General features: G+C 72.3%; 25 protein-coding genes, 1 tRNA gene and 1 pseudogene. 12 read left to right on the top strand and 15 right to left on the bottom strand.

Annotated features, from left to right (window positions below; all coding sequences use genetic code 11):
• Positions 1 to 21: 21 nt before the first annotated feature.
• The 4 genes from AB0I06_RS21265 to AB0I06_RS21250 are packed head-to-tail and all read right to left on the bottom strand — an operon-like array spanning position 22 to position 2,311.
• Positions 22 to 381 carry a DUF202 domain-containing protein gene (locus AB0I06_RS21265; protein WP_363120369.1) on the bottom strand — a complete coding sequence of 120 codons (360 nt, stop codon included), beginning with the start codon at positions 379 to 381 and terminating at the stop codon, positions 22 to 24.
• Positions 378 to 770: a DUF202 domain-containing protein gene (locus AB0I06_RS21260; RefSeq protein WP_363120368.1), complete on the bottom strand. Its 393-nt coding sequence runs from the start codon at positions 768 to 770 to the stop codon at positions 378 to 380. The genes AB0I06_RS21265 and AB0I06_RS21260 overlap by 4 nt, the downstream gene beginning before the upstream one ends.
• A 10-nt stretch (positions 771 to 780) precedes the next feature.
• The gene (locus AB0I06_RS21255) at positions 781 to 1,359 is read right to left on the bottom strand and encodes an NUDIX domain-containing protein (RefSeq protein ID WP_363120367.1); all 579 of its coding nucleotides are present in this window, start codon (positions 1,357 to 1,359) and stop codon (positions 781 to 783) included.
• A 46-nt stretch (positions 1,360 to 1,405) separates the two neighbouring features.
• On the bottom strand, positions 1,406 to 2,311 hold the full coding sequence (locus AB0I06_RS21250) for a DMT family transporter (protein ID WP_363120366.1): 906 nt from the start codon (positions 2,309 to 2,311) through the stop codon (positions 1,406 to 1,408).
• Between the two features lie 365 nt (positions 2,312 to 2,676).
• Between AB0I06_RS21250 and AB0I06_RS21245 the strand changes: the two genes are divergently transcribed.
• From AB0I06_RS21245 to AB0I06_RS21230, 4 genes are all read left to right on the top strand, one after another.
• Positions 2,677 to 3,627 (top strand): hypothetical protein, encoded by a 951-nt coding sequence (locus tag AB0I06_RS21245; protein ID WP_363120365.1) that lies wholly within the window; start codon positions 2,677 to 2,679, stop codon positions 3,625 to 3,627.
• Between the two features lie 33 nt (positions 3,628 to 3,660).
• Positions 3,661 to 5,196 (top strand): APC family permease, encoded by a 1,536-nt coding sequence (locus AB0I06_RS21240; RefSeq protein ID WP_363120364.1) that lies wholly within the window; start codon positions 3,661 to 3,663, stop codon positions 5,194 to 5,196.
• Between the two features lie 111 nt (positions 5,197 to 5,307).
• Positions 5,308 to 6,033 (top strand): molybdopterin-dependent oxidoreductase, encoded by a 726-nt coding sequence (locus AB0I06_RS21235; RefSeq protein WP_363120457.1) that lies wholly within the window; start codon positions 5,308 to 5,310, stop codon positions 6,031 to 6,033.
• Entirely contained in the window at positions 6,017 to 6,640 is a 624-nt protein-coding gene (locus AB0I06_RS21230) for a cytochrome b/b6 domain-containing protein (protein WP_363120363.1), read from the top strand. Before AB0I06_RS21235 ends, AB0I06_RS21230 begins: the two co-directional genes overlap by 17 nt.
• A gap of 69 nt (positions 6,641 to 6,709) precedes the next feature.
• On the opposite strand, the gene AB0I06_RS21225 is transcribed toward AB0I06_RS21230, so the two are convergent.
• The 4 genes from AB0I06_RS21225 to AB0I06_RS21210 are packed head-to-tail and all read right to left on the bottom strand — an operon-like array spanning position 6,710 to position 10,507.
• The gene (locus AB0I06_RS21225; protein ID WP_363120362.1) at positions 6,710 to 7,741 is read right to left on the bottom strand and encodes an L-idonate 5-dehydrogenase; all 1,032 of its coding nucleotides are present in this window, start codon (positions 7,739 to 7,741) and stop codon (positions 6,710 to 6,712) included.
• 20 nt (positions 7,742 to 7,761) lie between these two features.
• On the bottom strand, positions 7,762 to 8,526 hold the full coding sequence (locus AB0I06_RS21220; RefSeq protein ID WP_363120361.1) for an SDR family oxidoreductase: 765 nt from the start codon (positions 8,524 to 8,526) through the stop codon (positions 7,762 to 7,764).
• Positions 8,527 to 8,539: 13 nt separating this feature from the next.
• On the bottom strand, positions 8,540 to 9,937 hold the full coding sequence (locus AB0I06_RS21215) for a gluconate:H+ symporter (RefSeq protein ID WP_363120360.1): 1,398 nt from the start codon (positions 9,935 to 9,937) through the stop codon (positions 8,540 to 8,542).
• Between the two features lie 51 nt (positions 9,938 to 9,988).
• Positions 9,989 to 10,507, bottom strand: coding sequence for a gluconokinase (locus AB0I06_RS21210; RefSeq protein ID WP_363120359.1), 519 nt, complete (start codon positions 10,505 to 10,507; stop codon positions 9,989 to 9,991).
• Between the two features lie 139 nt (positions 10,508 to 10,646).
• On the opposite strand from AB0I06_RS21210, the gene AB0I06_RS21205 reads away from it, so the two are divergent.
• Complete coding sequence (locus tag AB0I06_RS21205) at positions 10,647 to 11,348, top strand: FadR/GntR family transcriptional regulator (RefSeq protein ID WP_363120358.1); 702 nt, start codon at positions 10,647 to 10,649, stop codon at positions 11,346 to 11,348.
• A 6-nt stretch (positions 11,349 to 11,354) separates the two neighbouring features.
• On the opposite strand, the gene AB0I06_RS21200 is transcribed toward AB0I06_RS21205, so the two are convergent.
• Both AB0I06_RS21200 and AB0I06_RS21195 read right to left on the bottom strand, forming a co-directional pair.
• On the bottom strand, positions 11,355 to 11,729 hold the full coding sequence (locus AB0I06_RS21200; RefSeq protein ID WP_363120357.1) for a YchJ family metal-binding protein: 375 nt from the start codon (positions 11,727 to 11,729) through the stop codon (positions 11,355 to 11,357).
• 62 nt (positions 11,730 to 11,791) lie between these two features.
• Positions 11,792 to 11,876, bottom strand: a tRNA-Leu gene (locus AB0I06_RS21195).
• 196 nt (positions 11,877 to 12,072) lie between these two features.
• On the opposite strand from AB0I06_RS21195, the gene AB0I06_RS21190 reads away from it, so the two are divergent.
• The 3 genes from AB0I06_RS21190 (at position 12,073) to AB0I06_RS21180 (ending at position 15,003) form a co-directional block, all read left to right on the top strand.
• Positions 12,073 to 13,398 carry a M20/M25/M40 family metallo-hydrolase gene (locus AB0I06_RS21190; RefSeq protein ID WP_363120356.1) on the top strand — a complete coding sequence of 442 codons (1,326 nt, stop codon included), beginning with the start codon at positions 12,073 to 12,075 and terminating at the stop codon, positions 13,396 to 13,398.
• Positions 13,399 to 13,547: 149 nt separating this feature from the next.
• A complete protein-coding gene (chpH, locus tag AB0I06_RS21185) occupies positions 13,548 to 13,781 on the top strand; it encodes a chaplin ChpH (protein ID WP_215122472.1) in 234 nt (77 codons plus the stop codon).
• A 130-nt stretch (positions 13,782 to 13,911) separates the two neighbouring features.
• Positions 13,912 to 15,003 (top strand): chaplin, encoded by a 1,092-nt coding sequence (locus AB0I06_RS21180; protein WP_363120355.1) that lies wholly within the window; start codon positions 13,912 to 13,914, stop codon positions 15,001 to 15,003.
• Between the two features lie 79 nt (positions 15,004 to 15,082).
• Here AB0I06_RS21180 and AB0I06_RS21175 read toward each other — a convergent pair whose 3' ends face one another.
• Positions 15,083 to 15,271, bottom strand: coding sequence for a DUF5703 family protein (locus tag AB0I06_RS21175; RefSeq protein ID WP_010045410.1), 189 nt, complete (start codon positions 15,269 to 15,271; stop codon positions 15,083 to 15,085).
• A gap of 47 nt (positions 15,272 to 15,318) precedes the next feature.
• Here AB0I06_RS21175 and AB0I06_RS21170 point away from each other — a divergent pair, with 47 nt between their 5' ends.
• Positions 15,319 to 16,020, top strand: coding sequence for a hypothetical protein (locus AB0I06_RS21170; RefSeq protein WP_363120354.1), 702 nt, complete (start codon positions 15,319 to 15,321; stop codon positions 16,018 to 16,020).
• Positions 16,021 to 16,083: 63 nt separating this feature from the next.
• Here AB0I06_RS21170 and AB0I06_RS21165 read toward each other — a convergent pair whose 3' ends face one another.
• The 3 genes and pseudogenes from AB0I06_RS21165 to AB0I06_RS21155 form a co-directional block, all read right to left on the bottom strand.
• Positions 16,084 to 18,594 carry a helix-hairpin-helix domain-containing protein gene (locus AB0I06_RS21165; RefSeq protein WP_363120353.1) on the bottom strand — a complete coding sequence of 837 codons (2,511 nt, stop codon included), beginning with the start codon at positions 18,592 to 18,594 and terminating at the stop codon, positions 16,084 to 16,086.
• Entirely contained in the window at positions 18,591 to 19,574 is a 984-nt protein-coding gene (locus tag AB0I06_RS21160) for an aldo/keto reductase (protein ID WP_363120352.1), read from the bottom strand. The genes AB0I06_RS21165 and AB0I06_RS21160 overlap by 4 nt, the downstream gene beginning before the upstream one ends.
• A gap of 112 nt (positions 19,575 to 19,686) precedes the next feature.
• A pseudogene (locus AB0I06_RS21155) lies at positions 19,687 to 20,787 on the bottom strand (polysaccharide lyase family 1 protein); the annotation flags it as partial.
• A gap of 207 nt (positions 20,788 to 20,994) precedes the next feature.
• Here AB0I06_RS21155 and AB0I06_RS21150 point away from each other — a divergent pair.
• Both AB0I06_RS21150 and AB0I06_RS21145 read left to right on the top strand, forming a co-directional pair.
• Positions 20,995 to 22,050, top strand: coding sequence for an LLM class F420-dependent oxidoreductase (locus AB0I06_RS21150; protein ID WP_363120351.1), 1,056 nt, complete (start codon positions 20,995 to 20,997; stop codon positions 22,048 to 22,050).
• A gap of 316 nt (positions 22,051 to 22,366) precedes the next feature.
• A complete protein-coding gene (locus AB0I06_RS21145) occupies positions 22,367 to 23,155 on the top strand; it encodes a ferritin-like domain-containing protein (protein WP_363120350.1) in 789 nt (262 codons plus the stop codon).
• Positions 23,156 to 23,165: 10 nt separating this feature from the next.
• Here the strand turns inward: AB0I06_RS21145 and AB0I06_RS21140 are convergent, their stop codons facing one another.
• A complete protein-coding gene (locus tag AB0I06_RS21140; RefSeq protein ID WP_363120349.1) occupies positions 23,166 to 24,161 on the bottom strand; it encodes a magnesium and cobalt transport protein CorA in 996 nt (331 codons plus the stop codon).
• A 61-nt stretch (positions 24,162 to 24,222) separates the two neighbouring features.
• Between AB0I06_RS21140 and AB0I06_RS21135 the strand changes: the two genes are divergently transcribed.
• Positions 24,223 to 24,909 carry a histidine phosphatase family protein gene (locus AB0I06_RS21135; protein WP_363120348.1) on the top strand — a complete coding sequence of 229 codons (687 nt, stop codon included), beginning with the start codon at positions 24,223 to 24,225 and terminating at the stop codon, positions 24,907 to 24,909.
• Positions 24,910 to 24,917 lie beyond the last annotated feature (8 nt).

Below are 24,917 nucleotides of genomic sequence, written 5' to 3'. Positions count from 1 at the left end.
GGGCGTCCTAGTGCCACGGCACTAGAGAACCAGGGCGGCCCCGCACACCGCCATCGCCACCGTGCACAGCACCGCCGCCGCCGCGTGCCGGGGCGCGAACGCGGGCGGGCCCGGCGCGGCCGCGAGCGTACGGATGCGCAGGTGGGCGACGCGCAGGAAGCCCAGCCAGAGCACACAGCACAGCGCGCACGCGAGGACCCCGGCCGCCGACGCCCCGCCGTGCAGCACCGTCTTGACCGCCAGCACGGCGACGACCGTGCCCGACAGCGTCGTACGCCGCCAGGCGAGCCGGGTCCGTTCGGGCTGGAGGCCGGGATCACGGTCGGGGTCCCGCGGCCCTGGATCGCCGGGGCCGGGCGGAGGGCCGGCCGGGGTGTTCACCCCTCCCACCCCACGAGCACCACCAGGACCATGGCGACCGCCACCACCGCGACGACGAGGCTCAGCAGGGCCGGGAACCGGGACACCGGCAGGTCCTCGCCCCGGCGCATGGCCCGCTCGCAGCGCACCCAGTGGTTGACGGCCCGCAGGGAGCACAGCACACCCGCGGCCAGCAGGGCGAGCGCCAGCCCGACCCGCCAGCCCCAGCGCAGGTCCGGCAGGAACTGGTCCACGGCGAAGCCGCCGCCGATCAGCGCGAGCGCGGTGCGCAGCCAGGCCAGGAAGGTGCGTTCGTTCGCCAGCGAGAACCGGTAGTCGGGCGTCTCGCCGTCCTCCCGGACCTCGGCGGGCGCGAACCACACCCGGACGTTCCGCACGAACTCGATCACGTGCGCGACCCTACCCGTCGGCCCGGCGCGTCCCCGCTTCAGCCGCTCCGGGCGCTTGGGCTGCTTCAGCCGCTCCGGCCGACGACCGGAACGCCTTGAGCCGCTCGTACGCCGCCAGCCCGTCCGGTACCCACTCCCAGTCGCCGAGGCGGCGCTCGACCTCCTCCTCGGGCACGAAGTCGTACCAGGCCACCTCCTCGGCCTGCGGCCGTACCGGGAGCTGGCAGCGGACCTCGTAGACCGCCGCCCACCAGGTCCCTCCGCAGCCGTCGTCGTAGAGGAACTTGAAGAGGTACCGCGGCTGCGGCAGGCCGGTCACCCCCAGTTCCTCCTCCGCCTCGCGCAGGGCCGCCGTGTCGTAGGACTCGCCCGCGCCGACGACCCCGCCGACGAACATGTCGTGCAGGGAGGGGAAGACCAGCTTGGTGGGGGTGCGCCGGTGCACGAAGACGCGGCCGTCGGTGTCCCGGGCCTCGATGAACACACAGCGGTGGCGCAGCCCCCGGGCGTAGGCCTCGCCGCGCGGGGACCGGCCGACGACCCGGTCGTTCTCGTCGACGATGTCGATGATCTCGTCAGCAGAGCTCATGCCCCTCATCCAAGCAGGGGCGTGCGTCCGCGAAGCGCTCGGCCCGTCAGGGCGAGGCCGGGCTGACCGCGGGCGCGGCCACCGGTGTCCGCCGCGGCGCTCCCTGCGGCATCGCCGGGTGCAGTCCGAGCAGCACGATCCCGGCGACCACCGCGAGCAGGCCACCGGCCTCCCAGCTCAGCGCCACCGCGTCCGTGCGCAGCCGGTCGCCCAGGAAGCCGACGCCGCAGACGATCCCGGCGAGCGGCTGGGCCGCGGTCAGGGCCGGCAGCGACTTGCGCAGGGACGCGGTCTCGAACGCGCTCTGCACGAGGACCAGCCCCGTCACACCCAGCGCGAGCACCGCGTACGGCTCCCAGCCGGTGAGCAGTCCGGCGAGGCCGTCCTCGGCCACCTTCTGCCCGCTGATCCGGGTCAGCGCGTCCTGCACGCCGTAGAGCAGCCCCGCGGCCAGGGCCAGCAGCACCGGGCCGGAGCTCAGCCGGGACCGCTTGCCGTGGGTCGTGAGCAGCAGGGCGAGCCCGGTCATGACTCCGATGATCACCCACTGCCGTACCGGATCGGCCGTCGCGGCGCCGCCTTCCGGCCGGCCGGCCACGATGAACGCGGTCACCCCGCCCGCCAGCAGGAAGAGGCCCGCCCAGCCCTGGCGGCCCAGCGGCTGCCGGGTCTGCCGGCGGGAGAGCGCGAGCGCGAAGAGCAGGTTCGTGGCGAGCAGCGGCTCCACCAGGGACAGCTCACCCTGCCCGAGCGCGGCGGCACCGAGCCCCATGCCGGCCACCATCAGCGCGATGCCGCCGAGCCAGCGCGGCACCTTCACGAGGTCGATCAGCAGCCGGAAGGAGAGGAAGTCGCCGAGGGGGGCCCGCTGGGCCGCGTTCTGCTGGAGGACGAATCCGAAGCCCAGACAGCAGGCGGCGCCCAGGGCGAGCGCCAGAACTAGAACCGACACGCGGTGTACCTCGATCGTCAGGTCGGGTCACGGTTGCGCAGGGGCCGACTGTACCGGCCGGCTCCGCCCGGCGCGCCCATACGTCCTGCCATCGTCGGGGCCGGTGGCGCACCGCGCTATGACGTACGCCACAAAAGGGCGAAAGGGAAAAATCGGATGGAGGGGCCCTTGGCCCCTCGCGCCACTCAGATCACAAAACCCTCACAAGTGGCGGCAGTTGACGCGTGTAACGCCCCGGCGACCCTTGACGGCAACCATTGGCTGAGGGTTGGCTGTGCGTGATCAGCTCATGGCAATGCGCACACCCGCGCTCCCTCAGCCGCCGTGAGCCGAAACACCAGAAGAGCGCGTGAGGAAGTCCCGCGGTGCCCCCACCCCCGCCTCCCCTCGGCCGTGGCCGCAGACGTGCGTCGCAGACCTTCGACGAGGCCCTCGACGACGCCGACCTCGTGGCGGCCCGGGCCGCACTGGCGCAGGGCCGATGGCAGGTCGCCCGCTCACTCCTGGTGCACACCGGTGACGACTGGGACCGGCGCGGCCACCGGGTCACCGTCCTCGCGCGTGAGTCCTACTGCGCCGCGTGGGCCCGGGAGTGGCTGCTCGCCGAACCCGAGTCCGCCGACGCCGCCGTGCTGCTCGCCCTCGCCGAGGTCCGCCGCGTCCTGCACGGCAAGGCCAAGCCGCTCCGCGCCCGGGAGGCCTGCCAGGCCGCCGCCGCCCGTGCCCCCGCCGACCCCACCCCCTGGCTCGGCCTGCTCATGCTGGAGTGCGCGGTGGGCGGCGACCAGGACGTGGTCCGCGGCTTCGAGGCGGTCCGCGCCCGGTTCGCCGACCACCACCACGCCCACCACCTGATGGTCGCCCGGCTCGCCGCACGCCGCATCGAGGCCGGTCCGGACCCGCTGCACGAGGTCTACGACTTCGCCGGCTGGGCCGCCGAACAGGCACCCGCCGACTCCCCGCTCGCCATCCTGCCGGTCATCGCGCACGCCGAGCGCTACCGCGCGCTGGCCGCCGCCGGGTACGAGCCCGCCGACCCGGCCGCCTCCGGCCACTGGACGGGCCGCCGCGCCCGGCAGGTCATGAAGGCGGCCTTCGACTGGTGGCTGGAGTGGGAGCTGGAGGGGCACCCGCGGCGGCTGATCGACCTGAACTTCCTCGCCCACGCCAAGTTCTGCGAGGGACGGGGCGCCGAGGCCGCCGCCCTGTTCCACCGCATCGGGCGCCACGCGACCCCGGCCCCCTGGTCCTATCCGGACCGCGACCCGCACGCCGCCTTCGCCGCCGCCCGCGCCGGCGCGCTCGGCACGGCCTGACCACCCGATCCGAAGAGTGAGGACGCTCCCCCGATGACCACGGACAGTTCGAGAACGAGCACAGCCGCCCCCGGCGGCATCAGTACGTTCAAGGGGCAGGAGCGTGCCCTGCGCGCCGACCGGCTCGGGACCGGCGGGCTGCTGCTCTCCGTCCTCGCCGCGACCGCCCCGCTCATGGTCGTCGCGGGTGTCATGCCCACCACATTCGCGGTGATGGGCATCGTCGGCCAGCCGCTGCTCTTCGTCCTCCTCGGCGTCGTCCTCATCCTGTTCAGCATCGGCTACGCCGAGATGAGCCGGCACGTCCACAACGCCGGCGCCTTCTACGCCTACATCTCCCGGGGCCTCGGCGGCACAGCGGGCGCGGGCGCCGCCCTGGTGGCCCTGGTCGCCTACAACGCGCTCCAGATCGGCATCTACGGCATCTTCGGCTTCGAGGTCTCCGGGCTCCTCGCCACCTACGCCGAGGTGGAGATCGCCTGGTGGATACCGGCCCTCGTGGCCGCCCTCGCCGTCGGCCTGCTGGGCTGGCTCAAGATCGACGTCAACGCCCGGGTGCTCGGCGTGCTCCTGGTCATCGAGGTGCTCCTCGTCGTCGTCTTCGACGTGGCCGCCATCGCCGACCCCGGCGCGCAGGGCCTGTCGCTGCACGCCTTCAACCCCGACACCCTCACCGGCGCGGGCGTCGGCACCGCGCTGTGCTTCTGCATCGCCGCGTTCCTCGGCTTCGAGCAGGCCCCCGTCTACGCCGAGGAGACCAGCCGCCCGCACGTCCTGGTGCCGCGCGTGATGTTCCTCGCCGTCGGCGGGGTCGCCGTCTTCTTCGCCCTGAGCTCCTGGGCCCTCACCGTCGCCACCGGCCCCTCCGCCATCGTCGGCACCTCCCGCGAGCAGAGCGCCGGACTGCTGTTCTTCCTCACCGAGTCCCGGCTCGGCGGCACCTTCACCGACGTCCTGCACGTCCTGTTCGTCACCGGCATGTTCGCCGCGCTGCTCAGCTTCCACAACGTCGTCGCCCGCTACGCCTTCGCCATGGGCCGCGAGGGGCTCCTGCCCGCCGCCTTCGGCCGCACCAGCGGCGGCAGCGGCGCCCCCGGCACCGGCTCACTGCTCCAGAGCGTGGTGGCCGTCGTGGTCGTCGCCGGCTTCGCCGTCGCCGACGACAAGCCGGTCGGCGACCCGACCGCGCCCGTCCTGCACCTGTTCACCTGGCTGGGCAACATCGGCGCCCTCGGCGTGATCGTGCTGATGGCGGCGGCCTCCCTGTCCGTCGTGGTGTTCTTCGTCCGCCGCGGCGCCGCCGGAACCCAGGCATGGCGGCTGGTCACCTCCGCGCTGGCGGGCATCGCCCTGCTGGTCATCGCCGGCTACACGGTCAAGGACTTCGAGGTGCTGGTCGGCGCCGGCCCCGACTCCTCGCTGAGCTGGCTGCTGCCCGGCATCATCGGCCTCGCCGCGCTCGCCGGCGTCGTCCTCGGGCTGGTGCTGCGCGCCCGCGCTCCCGAGAAGCACGCCCGGATCGGGCTCGGCAACGAGGCGTTCCAGCTGGACAAGGCGGCCTCCTCCTGAGCGCGGCCCCGTAAGAAGTGGTTACGGAAATCTGACGAGCACCCGCGATCCCTGTCGAACCGGGGCCGCGGGTGCTCGAATGAGTACGTGAACGAGGACGTACACCAAGGTGTGAACGACGAACACCCCGAAGAGCGGGGCACCCCCGTCGGCCGCCGCGTCTTCCTCGGCACCCTCGCCCTGGGCGCCGCGGGCGTGGTCGCCGCGCCCCCGCTGCAACGCGGCCTGGAGGGCTTCCTCGGTGGCGCGGCCGACAAGGACCCCACCGGCCTGACCGGCCTGCTCCCCAACGGGGGCGGCTTCCGCTACTACTCGGTCGCCTCGTCCGTCCCCCGCGAGAACGCCCGCACCTACCGCCTCACCGTGGACGGCCTTGTCGACCGACCGGCGACCTACACGCTCGGCGACCTCAGGGCCCTGCCCCAGACCCGCGTGGTCCGCGACGTCCAGTGCGTCACCGGCTGGCGCGTCCCGCGCACCCCCTTCGAGGGCGTACGCCTCTCCCGCCTCCTGGACGCCGCCCGCGTCCGCCCCACCGCCAAGGCGGTCCGCTTCACCTGCTTCGACGGCACGTACACCGAGAGCCTCACCCTCGACCAGGCCCGCCGCGCGGACGTCCTGGTCGCCCTGCGCATGCGGGACGAGGACCTCGGCCACTCCCACGGCGGCCCGGTCCGCCTCTACGTGGCGCCCATGTACTTCTACAAGTCCGCCAAATGGCTCTCCGGCATCACCGTCACCGACGAGGTCCGGCCGGGCTACTGGGAAGAGCGCGGCTACGACGTCGACGCCTGGGTGGGCCGCTCGAACGGACGGGACGATGACCCTACGAGCTGACACACCCCCGGCCACGGCCGAGGTGCCCCGCTTCACCCCAATACAGCGCTGGATCCACCGCACCACCGCCGCGCTGATGGGCCTCTGCGTCGCCACGGCGGCCTGCCTCTACATCCCGCAGCTCGCGGAACTCGTCGGCCGTCGGGACCTGGTCGTCACCCTGCACCAGTGGTCGGGCCTCGCCCTGCCCGTGCCCGTCCTGGCCGGCCTCGCCTCCCGGGCCTTCCGCGCCGACCTCGGCCGCCTCAACCGCTTCGGCCCGCACGACCGCACCTGGCTGCGCGCCGTCCTGCGCCGCGACAGACGCCACGGGTCCCGCCCCGCGGCCAAGTTCAACGCCGGCCAGAAGATCTACGCGTCCTGGATCGCCGGTGCCACCCTGGTCATGCTCGCCACGGGCCTGATGATGTGGTTCACCCACCTCACCCCCCTGCTCTGGCGCACCAGCGCGACCTTCGTCCACGACTGGCTGGCCCTCACCATCGGCATCGTCCTGGCCGGCCACATCGGCATGGCCGTGGCGGACCCGGAGTCCAGAAGGGGCATGCGCACGGGCAGGGTGAGCAGACAGTGGGCAGAGCGGGAGCACCCTCTGTGGCGCCGGTAGAGCGATCAGGGGCGCGGGGAACCACGCGACAACCCACGACGCACCCGCAGACGCACGCCTACGGATCCGTCACGGCGAAGGGGCGAAATCCAACAGCACCTTGCAGGACCGGCTCCGGTCGGCGGCCAGCGTGAACGCCGACTCGGCCTCCGCCACGGGGACCACCGCGCTGATCAGTTCGTCGAACAGGGACTCGGCCGTGAGCAGGGTCAGTGCCTCGTCGAACTCCCCGTCGAAGCGAAACGCCCCCCGCAGCTCGATCTCCCGGCTCACCACCAGGTTCCCCGCGAAGGGGCTCGGCCCGGGCGGCAGCATGCCGAGCTGGACGACGACGCCGCCGCGCCGCACCAGGCGGAGGCAGGTGTCCAGGCCGGCGGCGACGCCGGAGGCCTCGACGGCCGTGTCGACCTCCGTGGGCCATCCGGGATCCGCGGGGTCGTCGGCCCGTACGAGGGTGTCGGCGCCCGCGGCCGAGGCGTACGCCAGTGCCGTCGGGAGCAGGTCCGTCACGGTCACCCGGGCGGCACCCGCGGCCTTGGCCGCCGCGACCACCAGACAGCCGATGGGCCCGGCGCCGGTGACCAGAAGGTGCCGGCCCCGGACGTCCCCGGCCCGCCGCACCGCGTGCAGCGCCACCGACAGGGGTTCGGCGAGTGCCGCCCGCCGCAGGCCCAGGCCGGGCGGCAGGGGCCGCAACTGCTCGGCCGGTACGACGATCCGGGCGGCGAAACCGCCCTGGACGTGCGGGAAGCGGGCCGCGCTGCCGAGGTAGCGCGTGTCCCGGCACACCTGCCGCCGCCGGTCGGCGCACTCGGGGCACACCCCGCAGGGAGTCGCCGGGTGCACCGCGACGGCCGTGCCGGGAGGGTGGCCTGACCCGCCGTCGCCGTAGGAGAGGACCGTCCCGACCACCTCGTGCCCGAGCACCATCGGCTCCCGCAGCCGGAAGTCACCGACCCCGCCGTGCCGCCAGTAGTGCAGATCGGACCCGCACACCCCGCCGTACCGGACGGCGACCAGCGCCTGCCCCGGCCCGGGCTCCGGCACCGGCAAGTCCGCCACCCGCAGATCACCCTGACCGTGGATCACGCACCCCGGCATCACAGCCGCCTCCCGGCAGGTCACAGCACGCTCGTCATACCGCCGTCGACGTACAGCACCTGTCCGCTGACGAAGTCCGCCGCCGGAGAGGCGAGGAACAGCACCCCGCCCACCAGGTCCTGCGTACGGCCCCAGCGCCCGGCCGGAGTGCGCCGGCGCACCCAGGCGCTGAACTCCTCGTCCTGCACCAGCGGCCGGGTCAGCTCGGTCTCGATGTAGCCCGGGCCCAGTCCGTTCACCTGCACCCCGTACGGCCCCCAGTCCGCGCACATGCCCTTGGTGAGCATCTTCAGCGCGCCCTTGGTGGCGGCGTAGGGCGCGATCCCGGGCCGTACCACCTCGCTCTGCAGCGAGCAGATGTTGATGATCTTCCCGTGGCCGCGTTCCGTCATCCGGCGCGCCGCCTCCCGGCCGACCAGGAAGGCACTGGTCAGGTTGGTGTCCAGGATGCGGTGCCAGTCGGACTCGCCGAACTCCAGCAGCGGGGCCCGCAGTTGCATGCCCGCGTTGTTGACGAGGATGTCGAGCGGGCCCACCCGCTCCTCGACCTCGGCGACCCCCGAGGCCACCGATGATCCGTCGGTCACGTCGAACGCGGCCGTGTGCACCCGGTCGCCGGGCAGCCCGGCGGCGGCCTCGGCGAGCCGGTCCTCGTCGCGCCCGTTCAGCACGACCGTGCAGCCGGCCTCGGCCAGACCGCGCGCGAGGGCGAGACCGATGCCCCGGCTGGAGCCGGTGACCAGGGCCGTACGGCCGCCGATGTCGAAGAGGGGGTGAGCCGTCATCGTCGCAGCCTTCCTAGATCACGAGGGACAGCAGCAGGACGATGCCGCCCGCGACCACGGAGATGATGCACTCCATGACCGACCAGGTCTTCAGGTTCTGCCCGACGCTGAGACCGAAGTACTCCTTGACCAGCCAGAACCCGGCGTCGTTGACATGGCTCAGGAAGAGCGAGCCGGCGCCGATGGCGAGGACCAGCAGGGCGGTGTGCGTGGTCGACATGTCGGCCGCGAGCGGGGCGACCAGACCGGCGGCCGAGACCGTCGCCACCGTCGCCGAACCGGTCGCCAGCCGGATCGCCACCGCGATCAGCCAGGCCAGCAGCAGCGCCGGGATCGACCAGTCCTCGGAGATCTCCAGCACCATCCGGCCGACGCCGGAGTCGATCAGCGTCTGCTTGAAGCCGCCGCCCGCGCCGACGATCAGCAGGATGCCCGCGATGGGCATCAGGCCCTTCTCGACCAGCGGCGAGATCCGCTCCCTGGCGAAACCGGCGGGCCGCAGCAGCGTGAAGATGCCGACGAGAACCGAGGCGAGCAGGGCGATCATGGGGGCGCCGACGACGTCGAAGACCCGCTGCACCATGTTCTCGGGGTCGTCCACGACGATGTCGACCAGCGCCTTGGCGAGCATCAGGATCACCGGCAGCAGCACAGTGAACAGCGTCGCGCCGAAGCCGGGCCGCTTGTCCAGCTCGTCGGAGGCGCGCTGGGGAATCATGTTCTCGGGCGCGGGGACGTCCACCCACCGGGCCGCGTACTTCGAGAACACCGGCCCGGCGATGATCACCGTGGGTATGGCGACCAGCACGCCGAGCGCCAGCGTGATGCCGAGGTCCGCCTTGACCGCGTCGATCGCGACCAGCGGACCGGGATGCGGCGGCACGAGGCCGTGCATCACGGACAGACCCGCGAGCGCCGGGATGCCGATGCGCATCAGCGAGTAGTTGCCGCGCTTGGCGACCATCAGCACCACCGGGATCAGCAGCACGATGCCGACCTCGAAGAACAGCGGCAGCCCGATCACGGACGCGATCAGCACCATCGCCCACGGCATCGACCGGCCGCCGGCCCTGTCGAGGATGGTGTCGACGATCTGGTCGGCGCCGCCGGAGTCGGCGAGCATCTTGCCGAGGATCGCCCCGAGGGCGATCAGCACACCGACGCCGGCGACGGTGGAACCGAGGCCGGTGCTGAAGCTGAGGAGCACCTTGTCCAGCGGCGCCCCGGCGATCGCGCCGAGCGCCAGCGACCCGATGGTCAGCGACAGGAAGGCGTGCAGCTTGAACTTGGTGATGAGCAGGACGATGACGGCGATGCCCGCCAGGACGGCGATGCCCAGCTGAGCGTGGCCGGCCGAGGTGATCGGCTCGGGTGCGTCCGCTGCCAGCATCTCGACGCTGAGTCTGGTCACGGTGGGGAAATCCCTTGCGTTGGGGAGTCGGGGAGAGGGGCCCGGGAGGGGCTACTGGATGGGCTCGGGGAGCGAGTCGAGGGCGGCGGACGCCCGCTCGGTGATCTCCTCCGGACCGCCCGCGACGTCCACCTCGACCCCTGCCTCGTCCGCCGCCAGGGGCTGGAGCGTGGCGAACTGGGAGTCGAGCAGCGCCGTGGGCATGAAGTGCCCCTGCCGGTGCGACATCCGGTCCTCGATCAGCGCGCGGTCCCCCGTGAGGTGCACGAAGACCACGCCCGGCGCGGCGGACCGCAGCCGGTCGCGGTACGACCGCTTCAGCGCCGAGCAGCTGACCACCCCGCCGAGCCCGGCCCGCCCGTGCGCCCACGCGCCGATGGCGTCGAGCCAGGGCAGGCGGTCCTCGTCGGTGAGCGGGGTACCGGCCGACATCTTGGCGATGTTGGCCGGCGGGTGGAAGTCGTCGCCCTCGGCGTAGGGAACGCCGAGCCGGGCCGCGAGCAGGGGACCGATGGTGGTCTTGCCGGTGCCCGCTACGCCCATGACCACGACGACATGGGGGGTGTTCATCGCTGCCTCACTTGTCCGCTGTCCGAGGTCGACACGTGATGTCGACGCCACTGAAACCCATTAGGTAAGACGAATTCAAGAGGTCGTCGCCAATAAGTCTGACTTTTTGTCTCTGTGATCCACCCCGTACGCTGAGTGCATGAGCACAGCGGGCCGGGGGCTGCACGGCCACGTACTGGACACCCTCGGCCCCGAGATCACGGCGGGTGACTACCCTCCGGGCAGCGTCCTGCGCACCGACGAGCTCGCCCAGCGCTTCGACGTGTCGCGCTCCGTGATGCGCGAGGCGGTCCGCGTGCTGGAGTCCATGTACCTGGTCGAATCCCGCCGCCGCGTCGGCGTGACGGTCCGCCCGAAGTCCGAGTGGAACGTCTACGACCCCCAGGTCATCCGCTGGCGACTGGCCGGTGCCGACCGCCCCGGACAGCTGCGCTCCCTGACGGTGCTGCGCTCGGCGATCGAACCGGTCGCGGCCGGCCTCGCCGCCCGGCACGCCACGGCGCGGCAGTGCGCGGAGCTCACCGAGTGCGCCCTCGGCATGGTCGCCCACTCACGCGGTCACAAGCTGGAGGGCTACCTCCTGCACGACGTCGCGTTCCACCGCGTGATCCTCGAGGCCTCCGGCAACGAGATGTTCGCCCGCCTCGGGGACGTCGTCGCCGAGGTCCTCACCGGCCGCACCCAGCACGACGTGATGTTCGAGGACCCCGACCCGGCCGCCGTCACCCTGCACGTCCAGGTCGCCGAGGCCGTCCGCGCCAAGGACGCGGCCCGGGCGGAGGAACTGACCCGCCGGATCACGGTCGGCGCCCTCCAGGAACTCGACATCCTGGCGCCGTAGCGGCCGCTACGCCAGGAACTCCCCGTCGACGTACACCCAGGCCCCGTCGACCCGCTCGAACCGGCTCCGCTCGTGCAGCGACCCGCCCCGGTACGACGCCCGGAACTCCACGGTCCCGGTGGTGTGGAACGCCGAGCCGTCGCTCGCGCCCAGGATCTCCAGCCCGGTCCACCGCGTCCCCGGATCCAGCTCCAGGGTCGCGGGCCGCGTCCGCGGATGCCAGGTCCGCAGGAGATAACCGGAGTCACCCTTGACGAAGGCGCAGTACCGCGACCGCATCAACTTCTCGGCGCTCGGCGCGGCGGCGGCCCCGGAGTGAAAACGGCCACAGCACGCCTCGTAGGCCTCGGGGAGCCCGCAGGGGCAGGAACGCCTGGTCATCGTCGCCCTTCCTGGGAACGACCGAGGGCCGTGACCTCGCGGTCACGGCCCTCAGTTCCATGTGTCCGAGGGGGGACTTGAACCCCCACGCCCGATAAAGGGCACTAGCACCTCAAGCTAGCGCGTCTGCCATTCCGCCACCCGGACAAGGTGTCTGTCGCGTGGGTTCTCCCCGCGGCGACGACGTAAACATTACCAGGCTTTCCGGGGTGGCCGATCACCCCCCGTCCGCACCCCGGCGGGGCGTGAACGGCCTGTGACGGGCCGGGAGCGCTCTTGGGGCGCGGACGCGGGAGAGGGAGGATGTGGGTGACCCACCAGCAGTGACAGCGGGAGGAAGCACGTGAGCGAGACGGACACGGCCAGCAGCGTCACCGGCGAGGACGAGGTCGTGGACCTCTGCCGCGAGCTGATCCAGATCGACACCAGCAACTACGGCGACCACTCGGGCCCCGGGGAGCGCAAGGCGGCCGAGTACGTCGCCGAGAAGCTCGCGGAGGTCGGGCTCGAACCGCGGATCTTCGAGTCCCACCCGGGCCGCGCCTCCACCGTGGCGCGCATCGAGGGCGAGGACCCCTCCCGGCCCGCGCTCCTCATCCACGGCCACACCGACGTCGTACCGGCCAACGCGGACGACTGGACCCACCACCCCTTCTCCGGCGAGGTCGCCGACGGCTGTGTGTGGGGCCGCGGGGCCGTCGACATGAAGGACATGGACGCGATGACCCTCGCGGTCGTCCGCGACCGGCTGCGCAGCGGGCGCAAGCCCCCGCGCGACATCGTCCTCGCCTTCCTGGCCGACGAGGAGGCCGGCGGCACCTACGGCGCCAAGCACCTCGTCCGCAACCACCCCGACCTGTTCGAGGGTGTCACCGAGGCCATCAGCGAGGTGGGCGGCTTCTCGTTCACCGTGAGCGAGCAGCGCCGGCTCTACCTGATCCAGACGGCCGAGAAGGGCATGCACTGGATGAAGCTCACCGTGGCCGGCACGGCGGGCCACGGGTCGATGATCCACCGGGACAACGCGATCACCGAGCTGTCGGAGGCCGTCGCGCGGCTGGGACGGCACAAGTTCCCGGTGCGGGTCACCAAGACCACCCGCGCCTTCCTCGACGAACTCGGCGACGCGCTCGGCACCGAGCTCGACCCCGAGGACATGGAGTCGACCCTCGCCAGGCTCGGCGGTATCGCCAAGCTCATCGGCGCGACCCTGAGCAACACGGCCAACCCCACGCAACTAGGCGCCGGCTACAAGGTCAACGTCATCCCGGGCGAGGCGACCGCCCACGTCGACGGACGGTTCCTGCCCGGGCACGAGGAGGAGTTCCTCGCCGACCTCGACCGGATCCTCGGCCCGAAGGTGCGCCGCGAGGACGTGCACGCCGACAAGGCCGTCGAGACCACCTTCGACGGGGCGCTGGTGGCGGCGATGCAGTCCGCGCTGCTGGCCGAGGACCCGACCGCCAAGGCGATCCCCTACATGCTCTCGGGCGGGACGGACGCCAAGTCCTTCGACGACCTGGGCATCCGCGGCTTCGGCTTCGTGCCGCTGAAGCTGCCGCCGGAGCTGGACTTCGCCGGCATGTTCCACGGCGTGGACGAGCGGGTGCCGGTGGAGGGCCTGAAGTTCGGCGTGCGGGTGCTCGACCGTTTCATCGACGCGTCCTGAAACACCCCTGCCACACGGCGATATTCGGTCGCGCGTACGGAATCTACTGGGAAGAGTGAATGCGACCATAAGCTCGTAGCCTCATTACTCCAGCCTCGTTACAGGTAATGCGATCGCAAGATGGGTCGCTTTGCCAACTAGGAGGAATAATGATCAAGAAGGTCGTCGCTGCTGCGGCTGCCACCGGTGGGCTGGTTCTCGCGGGCGCGGGCCTCGCCGTCGCCGACTCGGGTGCTCAGGGTGCCGCCGTGCACTCCCCGGGCGTCCTGTCCGGCAACGTTGTCCAGGTGCCCGTTCACGTCCCGGTGAACGTCTGCGGCAACACGGTCTCCGTGATCGGCCTGCTGAACCCCGCCTTCGGCAACACCTGCGTCAACAAGTGACGCTTCCCCCTCGCTGAGGGGAGTTCCAAGCCATCGGTCCCGGAGCGCGTGCCATGCGCTCCGGGACCGAACGCTTCTTTCGAGGAATTCGAGAAGAATTCGAGACAGGGTCGAAAGCAGGTATTCAGCAATGCGACAGGCTACCCGCAAGGGTCTGATGACCGTGGCGGCCGCGACCGGCGTGATCGCCGCCGCGGGCGGCACCGCGCACGCCGACTCGGGCGCTCAGGGCACCGCCTCGGGCTCGCCGGGCGTGCTGTCCGGGAACTCGGTACAGGCCCCGGTGCACGCGCCGGTCAACGTCTGCGGGAACACGGTCAACGTCATCGGCGTGCTCAACCCGTCCGTCGGCAACTCGTGCGCCAACAAGGGCGGTGGATCGTCGTCGGGGGGATACGGCGAACACGGCCACGGCGGTCATGGCGGTCACGGTGGTTCGCACGCGGGCGGGCACGCCGGAGACTCGCCCGGTGTGGGCTCGGGCAACCACGTCCAGGCACCGGTCCACGTGCCGGTGAACGTCTGCGGCAACAGCGTCGACGTCGTCGGTGTGCTCAATCCGTCCGTCGGCAACTCGTGCGCCAACGGGGGCGGTGGGTCGTCGTCGGGGGGATACGGCGAACACGGCGGTCACGGTGGCTCGCACGCGGGCGGGCACGCCACCGACTCGCCCGGTGTGGGCTCGGGCAACCACGTGCAGGTACCGGTTGACGCGCCGGTGAACGTCTGCGGCAACAGTGTCGACGTGATCGGCGTCGGCAATCCCAGCACGGGCAACGACTGCTCGAACGGGGGCGGCGGGCACCACCACGGCACTCCGCCCGGCGGCGGCCACGGGACGCCCGGCCAGCCGGGCCACCCCGGCGACCCGGGTCACCCGGGCAACCCCGGTGGCCCCGGCACTCCGGGCCAGCCCGGAACGCCCGGAACGCCTGGAAACCCCGGAACGCCCGGCGGTCCCGGCACCCCGGGCCACCCCGGCGGCCCTGGTGAGTCCGGTCACCCCGGAACCCCGGGCACCCCGCCCGCCACCGGTGTGAACACCCCCGGCGGCTCCTCGCACGGCAACCAGCCGGGCGGCCAGTTCATCACCCAGCCGAAGGGTGACGCCCAGCTCGCCGCCACCGGCAGCGACCTGCCGCTCGGCCTCACCCTCCCGGCCGGCGCGGGCGCGCTGCTGGCGGGCGCGATCCTCTACCGCAAGGCGCGCGCCTCGGCCTGACGCGCCCCCGCACAACGGAGCGGGCCCCGCCGCTGAGGGGCCCGCTCCGTCATGTGCTTCTCCCTGTGCCCGTCTCAGCTCACCACGTGGCCCGTACCTGGCGGATGATCCTCCGACGCAACCGCACCTTGCGGCTGCCGTCGCGCAGCAGGCTCAGACGGTGCAACTCCCAATGTCCGTACTCCGCGTGGTCCGTCAGCAGACGTGCCGTCTCCTTGCGGGAGACCCCGCGCGGCACGTACACGTCGACAAATTCGTATTCCGGCATCGCATCTATTGTGCGGGCTGGGGCCAGGTACGGATAGCGTCTGCACTATGTCTGATGCTGCGCAGCCCACCGCTGCCGAGGTACGCGCCGCCGCCGAGGCGGTCAAGACCGCGCTCGACCGCCACCTTGCGGCGGTCGAACGCAGGTCGGGGGAGGACGACCCGGCCGTCTACGAGGCGTTCAACCAGCTGGCCGCGGCCGCAGAGGTGTACGACGAACTGCTCTACGACCGCTACGACGAGGTCACCCCCTTCGAGATCCCCGGGGCGGAGGACGCGCTGCCTCCGTACACCGGACCCGAGGAACCGAACGCGCTGAGCGTGCTGATCCGCCGTGACTACGCCGTCGCCGAACCGCAGCGGCTGCTGGCGCAGGCGCAGCGGATCGAATCGGCGGAGGGCGACGACGTCGTCGCGGCCTCCGGGACGGTGCACGGCGCGCTGGGGCTGCTGTTCGGTGAGTTCGAACCCGACGAGGTCGCCTCCCGGCACAAGGAGTTCGGGCTGGAGGAGGGCGACTCCACGCTCTGGGTGACGGCCGCGGACGAGCCGGCCGAGCCCGGTGAGTGGCTTCGGGCGCCGTTCGAGCAGGTCGATCCCCAGCAGGTGGTCTGCCGCTTCGACGTCAGCGCCGTCTTCGACGACGAGATCGACGACGAGGACGACGAGGACGGCGAAGAGCTCGACGAGCTCGACAGCGACCTGGACGAGGACGAGGACCTGGAGCCGCTGGACGCGGACCGCCGCTGAGCGCACCCGGAGTCGATCACGAGGGGGTGGGTCACGGGCCGAGGCCCGTGACCCACCCCCTCGTCACGTGCCGCTGAGCTGGGGGGCGAGCAGCACCGGGAGCCGGGTCGTCCGCGGCTTGGCCGGAACCTCGGCCACGGCCCGGGGGAGTGCCTGGTCCACGCCGTGCACCACGGACAGATGCCGGTCGGCCCGGCCGAACGCCGTGTACACCCACGGCCGGCTGAGCGCCTGCGCCGCATCGCCGGGCAGCACCACGACCACCGCGGGCCACCGGCTCCCCACGGCCTGGTGCGCGGTCAGCGCCCAGGCGTGCCGGACGGACTGCTCCACCCGCTCCTTCGGCACGACGACGGCCTCGCCCTCGCACGACAGGTGCAGCCCCTCGGCGTCCGCCGTCACCACACGGCCCGGCACCGCCCGCCCCGGGACGGGGGAGTGGACGATCCGGTCACCGGGGTCGAACCCGCCGAAGCGGCCCGGGCCCGGGTTGAGCCGCTCCTTCAGCGCCGCGTTCAGTACCCGCGTGCCCACCGCTCCGCCGTGCCCCGGCGTGATGACCTGGGTCTCCTCGGCCGGTACGCCGATCGCTCGGGGCACCGAATCCACGACGAGCTGCACCGTCCGGTGCACCGCCTCGCCCGGGTCCCGCACCGGCACGATGACGACCTCCTTGCCGGGGGCCTCGACCTGGTTCAGCTCGCCGACGCCGATCCCGGAGACGAGCTCGCCCAGCGGTCCCGGATCCGGCCGCCGCGAGGCCACGTGGGGGCAGATCCGCGCCGCGAGCAGATCCGCGAACACCCGGCCGGGCCCCACGGACCACAGCACCGAAGGGTCCCCGGCCAGCACCAGGCGCGCCCCGTCCGGCAGCGATTCCGTCAGCAGGGCGGCCGTCTCGACGTCCAGCTGCGGCGCGTCGAGCACCACGAGGAGGTCGAGGTCGAGGGCGCCCTCCGCGTCCCGGCCCGGTCCTTCCCGGCCCGCGAGGAGCCCGGTGACGGTGGCGACGGGGGAGTCGGGAGAGCCGGCGGGCATCTCGTCCGTTCGCCCCGGGCCGTCCGCTGCCGGGCCGGAGCGGCGCAGCAGGGCCGCGAAACGGTTCCGCCCGGCCGGACCGTGGGTGGCCGCCCAGGCCCGCAGCCCGAGGGACCGGGCGGTGTCCAGCAGGGCGGCGGGCTCGGCCAGCGACGCCTCGCCGCCGGTTTGGAGCACCAGGCCGTGGCCGGCGACCGCGCGGATCAGCTCCGCCGCCGACCCCCGGGCCGCGGCGGCACGCTCCCAGTCCTCGGCCGAACCGTCCTGCTTGGGAGCCGAGTTGACCAGCCGGGCCAGGCCATCGGCCAGGCTCTCCTCCGCCAGCGCGTACCGCTCCAGCCCGACCAGGACACGGACCGGACGCTCCTCGTCCTCCTCGGCGCCCTCCCCGTCGCCCGGGGCCGGGGCGGCGGCCCGCTCCTCCAGGGCGTCCTGGAAGACCAGCGCCTCACCCTCCGCGATCGCGTCCTGCACGGCACTGTCGGGTTCCGGCACCCCCCGCTGGGCCAGGGCCGCGAGGAGGGCCGGCATCTCCAGGGCGGTGTGCCCGGCCAGCGCCGCCTGTTCCAGGAGCCAGCCGGTCAGGGCCCGGCCCCGCCGCTCGTCGTCCGGGCCGCACTCGGCGCCGAGCAGGGCCCGCGCGAATCCGTCGGCCTGCTCGGGCCGCACGCCCGGGATCCTCAGCAACTGCCAGGGGTCGGCGCGCAGCTGTTCGTCCGCGCCCTCGCCGAGGGCGGTCGCGATCTGCGGCGCGAGCGCCTCCGGGGCACCACCCTCGCCGAGCACCCGCGCCACGGCCCGGACCGCCTCCGGCGCGGGTGCCGCCGATGCGGCGGTCGGCTCGGGCGCCACCGGCTGCGGCCGCCGCTCCGGTTCGGGGGCGGCGCGGCGGGGAGCGGGCCGGGGCCCTTCGAACACCGTGGCCACCGGCTTGTCGCCGCTCTCGACGGCTCGTACGGCCGCGAGCAGGTCCGCGGCCTTGCCGCTCAGCTTGGTGCCGGCCGCGATCGGGCTCTTCTTCTCGGCCTTGCGCTGCTCGATGCGCTCCCGCTCGATCTGCTGGGCGAGCAACTCGGCCTCCGCCTCGGAGAGCTGCCCGGGCCCTGCGGCCGGGGCGTCCTCGCCGCCGGATTCCTGCCCGGCGTCGGCTCCAGGGCCCTGGGCGCCGGCCTCCTGCCCAGCGCCGCCTTCACCGTCTTCGCCGTGGGACTCCTGCCCGTCCCCGGCTTCGACGCCTCGGTCCTCGTCCCCGTGCCCCGCGTCGCCTCCGGCCCCGTCGGCACCGGGCCCCTGCCCGTCACCGGCATCACCGTCCTGCGCCTCAGGCCCCCGCCCGGCGTCCTCGGCCCGGGGCTCCCCCTCGGCCCCCCGACCGCCCCCCGCCTCGCCCCGCGCCGCCGGTGCGCCGACGGCCTCCGCCTCGCCCCGCGCCGCCGGTGCGCCGACGGTCTCCGCCCCGCCCCGCGCCGCCGTTGTGCTCCCGGCGCCCGGCGTCCCCGGCTCGGCTTCCTCCGTGGTCTCGGGCTCCGTGCTCACAGCGTGCTCCAGTCGTGATCGGGATAGCGGTGCACGGGCGCCGACACATCGTCGAGCGCCCGGCAGATCTCGTCAGGAAGACTAAGGGTCTCCACTGACAATGCCGCCGTGAGCTGCTGCGCGTTGCGCGCGCCGACGATCGGGGCGGCCACGCCCGGCCGGTCGCGCACCCACGCCAGGGCCACCTGGAGCGGCGTCACCGCCAGCCCGTCCGCCGCGGTCGCCACGGCGTCCACGATGCGGCTCGCCGTGTCGTCGAGGTACGGCGCGACGAACGGCGCGAGGTGCTCCGAGGCACCGCGTGAGTCCGGCGGTATGGAGTCGCCCCGGTACTTGCCCGTCAGCACTCCGCGCCCGAGCGGTGAGGACGGCAGCAGCCCCATGCCCAGGTCCAGCGCGGCCGGCAGCACCTCACGCTCCACACCGCGCTGGAGCAGGGAGTACTCCAGCTGCGTACCGGCCAGGCGGGTCCTGCCGGGTGCCGAGAGCTGCCAGGTCGCGGCCTTGGCCAGCTGCCAGCCGCAGAAGTTGGAGACGGCGGCATAGCGGGCACGCCCGCTGGAGACCGCCAGGTCGAGGGCCTGGAGGGTCTCCTCCAGCGGGGTGTCCGGGTCGTACGCGTGCACATGCCACAGGTCGACATGGTCGGTGCCGAGCCGGGAGAGAGAACCGTCCAGCGCGGCGAGCAGATGCCCGCGCGACCCGTCGAAACGGCGGTCGGGATCCGGCACGCTGCCGGCCTTGGTCGAGATGACCAGGTCGCGCCGTGGCACCAGGCCGTCCATGAGCCGGCCGAGCAGGTACTCGGCCTCACCGTCGCCGTACACGTCCGCGGTGTCGACGAGGGTCCCGCCCGCTTCCCAGAACGTCTTCATCAGGTCAGCGGCGTCGTGCTCGTCGGTGTCCCGCCCCCAGGTCAGGGTGCCGAGCCCGATCCGGGACACACGCAGGCCGGTGCGGCCGAGATGCCTCTGCTCCATGAACGCCGAGATTACTGGCCAGAACCTGCGGTGTGGGTGGCCGCGGACCACCGATTTCCAGGAGCGGGGCCGTGGGGTTCGCTGATCCGCCGGTGACCGGTGCCCTCGGCTAGCACGTGCCGTCGGACACCTGAAGGCCCTTGTTCGCGCCCGCCGTCCGGTTCACCACGGCCGGCACGCAGGAGGCGGTGTCCGCGCGGAACGTGTACGGGAGGGTGACGGTGGTGTTCGACTTCGGGTCGGGTCCGGCCGGGTGGTTCTCGCTGCCGGGGTTCGACCAGGTCACGTTGTCGAAGACGTTGCCGCCGACCTGCCAGTACCCGGCTTCGTCGGTGTAGAAGGTGCCGAGGACGTCCTTGGAGTCCTCGAAGTAGTTGTTGTCCACCCTGGCGCGGGCGCCGGCCCGGGAGTTGATGCCGGACTCGTTGAGGCGCACGTAATGGTTGTTGTACATGTGCGCGATGCCGCCGCGCAGCAGCGGGGCGCGGGAGTCGATGTTCTCGTAGCGGTTGTGGTGGTAGGTGATGAACCCGTTCGACCGGTCGCTCTCGCTGCTGCCGACCAGGCCGCCGCGGCCCGAGTTTCGCAGGACGCTGTAGGACAGGGTCACGTACTGGGTGTTGTTCTTCATGTCGAACAGGCCGTCGTAGCCCTCCGACTCACCGCCCGAGGCCTCCAGGGTGGTGTGATCGACCCAGACGTTGCGGACGTTGCTCTCCATGCCGATGGCGTCGCCGCCGTTGGACGTGGGGGAGCCCGACTTCTTGACGTTCCGGACGGTCACGTTCTGGATGACGATGTTCTTCGATTCGCGGATGTGGATGCCCACTTGGTCGAAGACGGCCCCGCTGCCGACCCCGACCAGGGTCACATTGCTGACCTTCTTGAGTTCGATCACGCCGTCGGCGGTGTCACAGCCGCTGCCGGAGGCCTTCTTGGTGTTGGCGTGGTTGATGGTCCCCGTGACCTCGATGACGATCGGGGTGCTGGTGCTCGCCCGGCCGCACAGGGCCTGGTGGATCCCCGTGCCCGTGGTGGCCCTGACGATCCGGCCTCCCGCTCCGCCGGTGGTTCCGCCGTTCTGGGCCGCGTAGCCGGTGGCGGCGCCGGTCGCCGCCGACGCCTCGGGCGTCGACACCAGGGTGCCGGTCGCGGCGGCGAGGGCCAGCGTGGCCAGGGTCGCGTGGAGCCTCAAGGGAAGTGCTCGCTTCATCGTGCCTCTCCGTTCGCCTTCGGACGGTGGTGAGAGAAAGCGCTTTCCAGCGAAAGGTACGAACTTGCCGTGGACGCGTCAATGGCCGTGTCCATGATTTCTGTTCACTCATCTAAACGCTGGACCGGCCGTGGCCGTGTACCTCGCCCCGGCCTCCGCGCTAAGGTGCCCGCACAGGCACGTTACTGATCGGTAAGGGGATGCGGCATGCAGCTCGGTATCAACCTCGGCTACTGGGGTGCCGGAATGGACGCGGACAACCTGGCCGTCGCCCAGGAGGCCGACCGGCTCGGCTACGCCGTCTGCTGGGCCGCCGAGGCCTACGGCTCCGACGCCGCCACCGTACTGAGCTGGGTCGCCGCCCAGACCGAGCGCATCGACGTCGGCTCGGCCATCTTCCAGATCCCGGCCCGCCAGCCCGCCATGACGGCCATGACGGCCGCCACCCTCGACTCCCTCTCCGGCGGCCGCTTCCGCCTCGGCCTCGGCGTCTCCGGACCGCAGGTCTCCGAGGGCTGGTACGGCGTCAAGTTCGACAAGCCGCTCGCCCGCACCCGCGAGTACGTCGAGATCGTCCGCAAGGCCATGACCCGCGAGCGCCTGTCCTACGAGGGGCAGCACTGGACGCTGCCCCTGCCCGGCGGCCCGGGCAAGCCGATCAAGCTGACCGTGCACCCGCAGCGCGAGCACATCCCGCTGTACATCGCCGCGATCGGCCCGAAGAACCTCGAGCAGACCGGCGAGATCGCCGACGGCGCCCTGCTGATCTTCCCGTCCGCCGAGCACCTCGAGGACACGACGATCACGCACCTGCGCGCCGGGCGCGAGAAGGCCGGCAAGACCCTCGACGGGTTCGACGTCTGCCCGACCCTGCCGCTCGCGGTCGGCGACGACAAGGACGTGGCCGCGCTCGCCGACACCTTCCGCCCCTACACCGCGCTGTACGTCGGCGGCATGGGCAGCCCCAAGCAGAACTTCTACAACCAGCTCGCCCAGCGCATGGGCTACGAGCGGGAGGCGGCCGAGATCCAGAGCAAGTACCTCTCGGGCGACAAGCAGGGCGCCGCGGCCGCCGTGCCGCACGACCTGATCGACAAGACGACCCTGCTCGGTTCCGTGGACCGCATCGCGGACCGGATGAAGGCCTACGCCGCCGCCGGGGTCACCACCCTGTCGCTCGCCCCGGCGGGCTTCACGCTCGATGAGCGGCTCGCGTCGCTGCGCGCCGGCACGGAGGCCCTGGAGCGCGCCGGACTCGCCTGAGGCCTGTCGTTCGGATCATCCCGGCGCCGCGTCCTGCGGCCGGCCTGATCCAAACGAGGCCCTAGAGGTTCCGCGGCCGTGGTGGGGGCTCGGGGGTCTTCCCCGCCACGGCCGTCACGCGGAACAACGCGCCGGGCCGCCGGTGGTTACGGCACCGCGCCCGCACCCGGCCCGGGACGCCCGCCCGCGCGTCCTCCATTCGGCGCAGTTGTCCCTCACCCCTGTTGCAGCACCCCCCACCCCGCACTTGACTCGTTCTTCGCGGAACCCTGCGGAAGGCCGCAGTACGCCCACGCGCGCGGGAGAGGTGCCCACGATGCTTTCGGCCAAGAGTCTGTTCCAGGAGATCCTCGACAACGACGAGTCCTTCGCCCTGTTCTGCTCCATCGCCGCGAGCGGCGAGACCCAAGGCGGCTGGGAGAACGCCCGTATCGCCGCGCTCGTCCCCGAGGCCGAGCGTGAACTCGCCCCCAAGATCAGCCGGCACGGCGCCGACGAGGACAAGCACGGCCGGATCTTCAACGCCCTGATGAAGAAGCGCGGTCTCGACCCCGTCCCGGTCCCGCCGGAGACCGACTACACCATGCTCCTGGAGAAGAACGGCATCGGCCTCGCGCACGAGCAGCTGAGGCGCGACGAGCGGCTCACGGTCCAGGACATCGTCACCTACCTCTCGCACAGCAGAGTCACCGAGCAGCGCGCCTCCGAGCAGATGGACCTGCTCCGCAAGCACTTCGCCGACCACCCCGACATCGGCCGCGCGGTCCGGCAGATCTCCAACGACGAGGACAACCACCTCGCCTACTGCCACGAGGAGCTGCTGCGCTTCGCCTACGCGGGCCACGGCCGGGCCATCCAGCGCACCCTGCGCGCCTGCGCGCTCGCCGAGATCCGGATCTACCGGGACGTCAGCCTCGCCGTCATGGCGCACATGGGCCGCATCCTCGGCTGGTCCAAGGCCAAGTCGGCGGTGCTCGCGGCCGGCATCCACGCCGTGTACGCCTACGAACGCGCCGGCGGCTGGCGCCGCATGGTGTCGCTGGAGACGCCCGAGCGCCGCAACGCCCTCGGCGGTCCCGCGGCCCCGGAACCCGAGTTCGCCTGAGCCGGCCCGGCTACAGCCACCCGCGGTGCTTGAACAGCCGGAAGATCATCACCTCCAGGGCGGCCATCACGACGAGCAGGGCCGGATAGGACCAGACCCAGCGCAGCTCGGGCATGTGCTCGAAGTTCATGCCGTAGATCCCCGCCAGCATCGTGGGGATCGCGGCCATGGCCGCCCAGGCGGAGATCTTCCGCATGTCGTCGTTCTGCCGGACGCTCATCTGCGCCAGGTGCGCCGAGAGGATGTCCGACACCAGCCGGTCCAGGTTCTCCACGGAGTCGTTCACACGCGTGAGGTGGTCGTTGACGTCGCGGAAGAACGGCCGGGCGCGGTCGTCCACGAAGGGCACCGCCACGCCGGACGTCGCCGTGCCCGCCAGCCGGCTCATCGGTGGGGCCAGCGGGCCGGTCGCCCGTCGGAACTCCAGGACCTGCCGCTTGAAGTCGTAGATCCGGGAGGCCGTGTTCCGCGAGCCCCCGCCGTCCGGCGAGAACACCTCCGCCTCCAGCCCCTCCAGGTCGGTCTGGAGCTCGGTCGCCACGTCCAGATAGTGGTCGACGGTGGCGTCGGCGACCGCGTACAGCACGGCCGTGGGCCCTTTGACCAGCAGCTCCGGCTCCTGTTCGAGCCGGTGGCGCACGGCCCTGAGCGGGGAGCCCTCGCCGTGCCGGACGGTCACCACGAACGAGTCACCGAGGAAGATCATGATCTCGCCGGAGGAGACGGTGTCGCTCTGCGGCTCGTACGCCACCGGCTTGAGCACCACGAAGAGCGAGTCGTCGTACACCTCGAGCTTGGGCCGCTGGTGGGCCTTGAGGGCGTCCTCGACGGCCAGCGGGTGCAGCCCGAACTCCCGGGTCACATGGTCGAACTCGCCCTCGGTCGGCTCGTGCAGCCCGATCCACACGAACCCGCCCGCCGTGCGGGCCTCGCCCAGGGCGTCGGAAAGGTCCTCGGGCCCTTCCGTCCGCTGTCCGTCGCGGTAAATGGCACAGTCCACGATCACGAGGCGAGTCTCCCGTCACTCGAACGACACCGCACGCGCGCGTGCGCCTACGCTGGAGCGCATGCCCACGTTGATCCTGGTCAGGCACGGACGCTCCACCGCCAACACCGAGGGACTGCTCGCCGGCTGGACCCCCGGCGTCTCCCTCGACGAGCGCGGTGCCGCACAGGCCGCCGCGCTCCCGGGGCGGCTGGCCGGACTGCCCCTCGCCGAAGTCGTCACCAGCCCGCTCCAGCGCTGCCAGGAGACCGTCCGGCCGTTGCTCGACGCCCGGCCGGAGCTGAGCCCGCACACCGACGAACGCATCGGCGAGTGCCACTACGGCGACTGGTCCGGACGCAAGCTCGCCGAACTCACGGACGAGCCGCTGATGGAGGTGGTGCAGGCGCACCCCTCCGCGGCGGCCTTCCCCGGCGGGGAGTCCATGCGCGCCATGCAGACCCGCGCCGCCGAGGCCGTACGCGAGTGGAACGCGCGCGTGGAGCGCGACCACGGCCCCGACGCCGTCTACCTCATGTGCTCGCACGGCGACATCATCAAGTCGCTCGTCGCCGACGCGCTCGGACTCCATCTCGACCTCTTCCAGCGGATCTCCGTCGACCCGTGTTCCGTCACCGCGATCCGCTACACCCGGCTGCGGCCCTTCCTCGTCCGGCTCGGCGACACCGGCGACTTCACGTCCCTGGCGCCGCGCGAGGAACCGCCGGGCGGTGAGGCCGAAGTCGGGGGTGGTGCGGGCGCACCGTGATCGTTCGC

Source organism: Streptomyces sp. NPDC050674 (genome assembly GCF_040654575.1).
In the GTDB taxonomy this organism is placed as follows: Bacteria; Actinomycetota; Actinomycetes; order Streptomycetales; family Streptomycetaceae; genus Streptomyces.
This window is presented reverse-complemented; position numbering and strand designations above follow the sequence as displayed.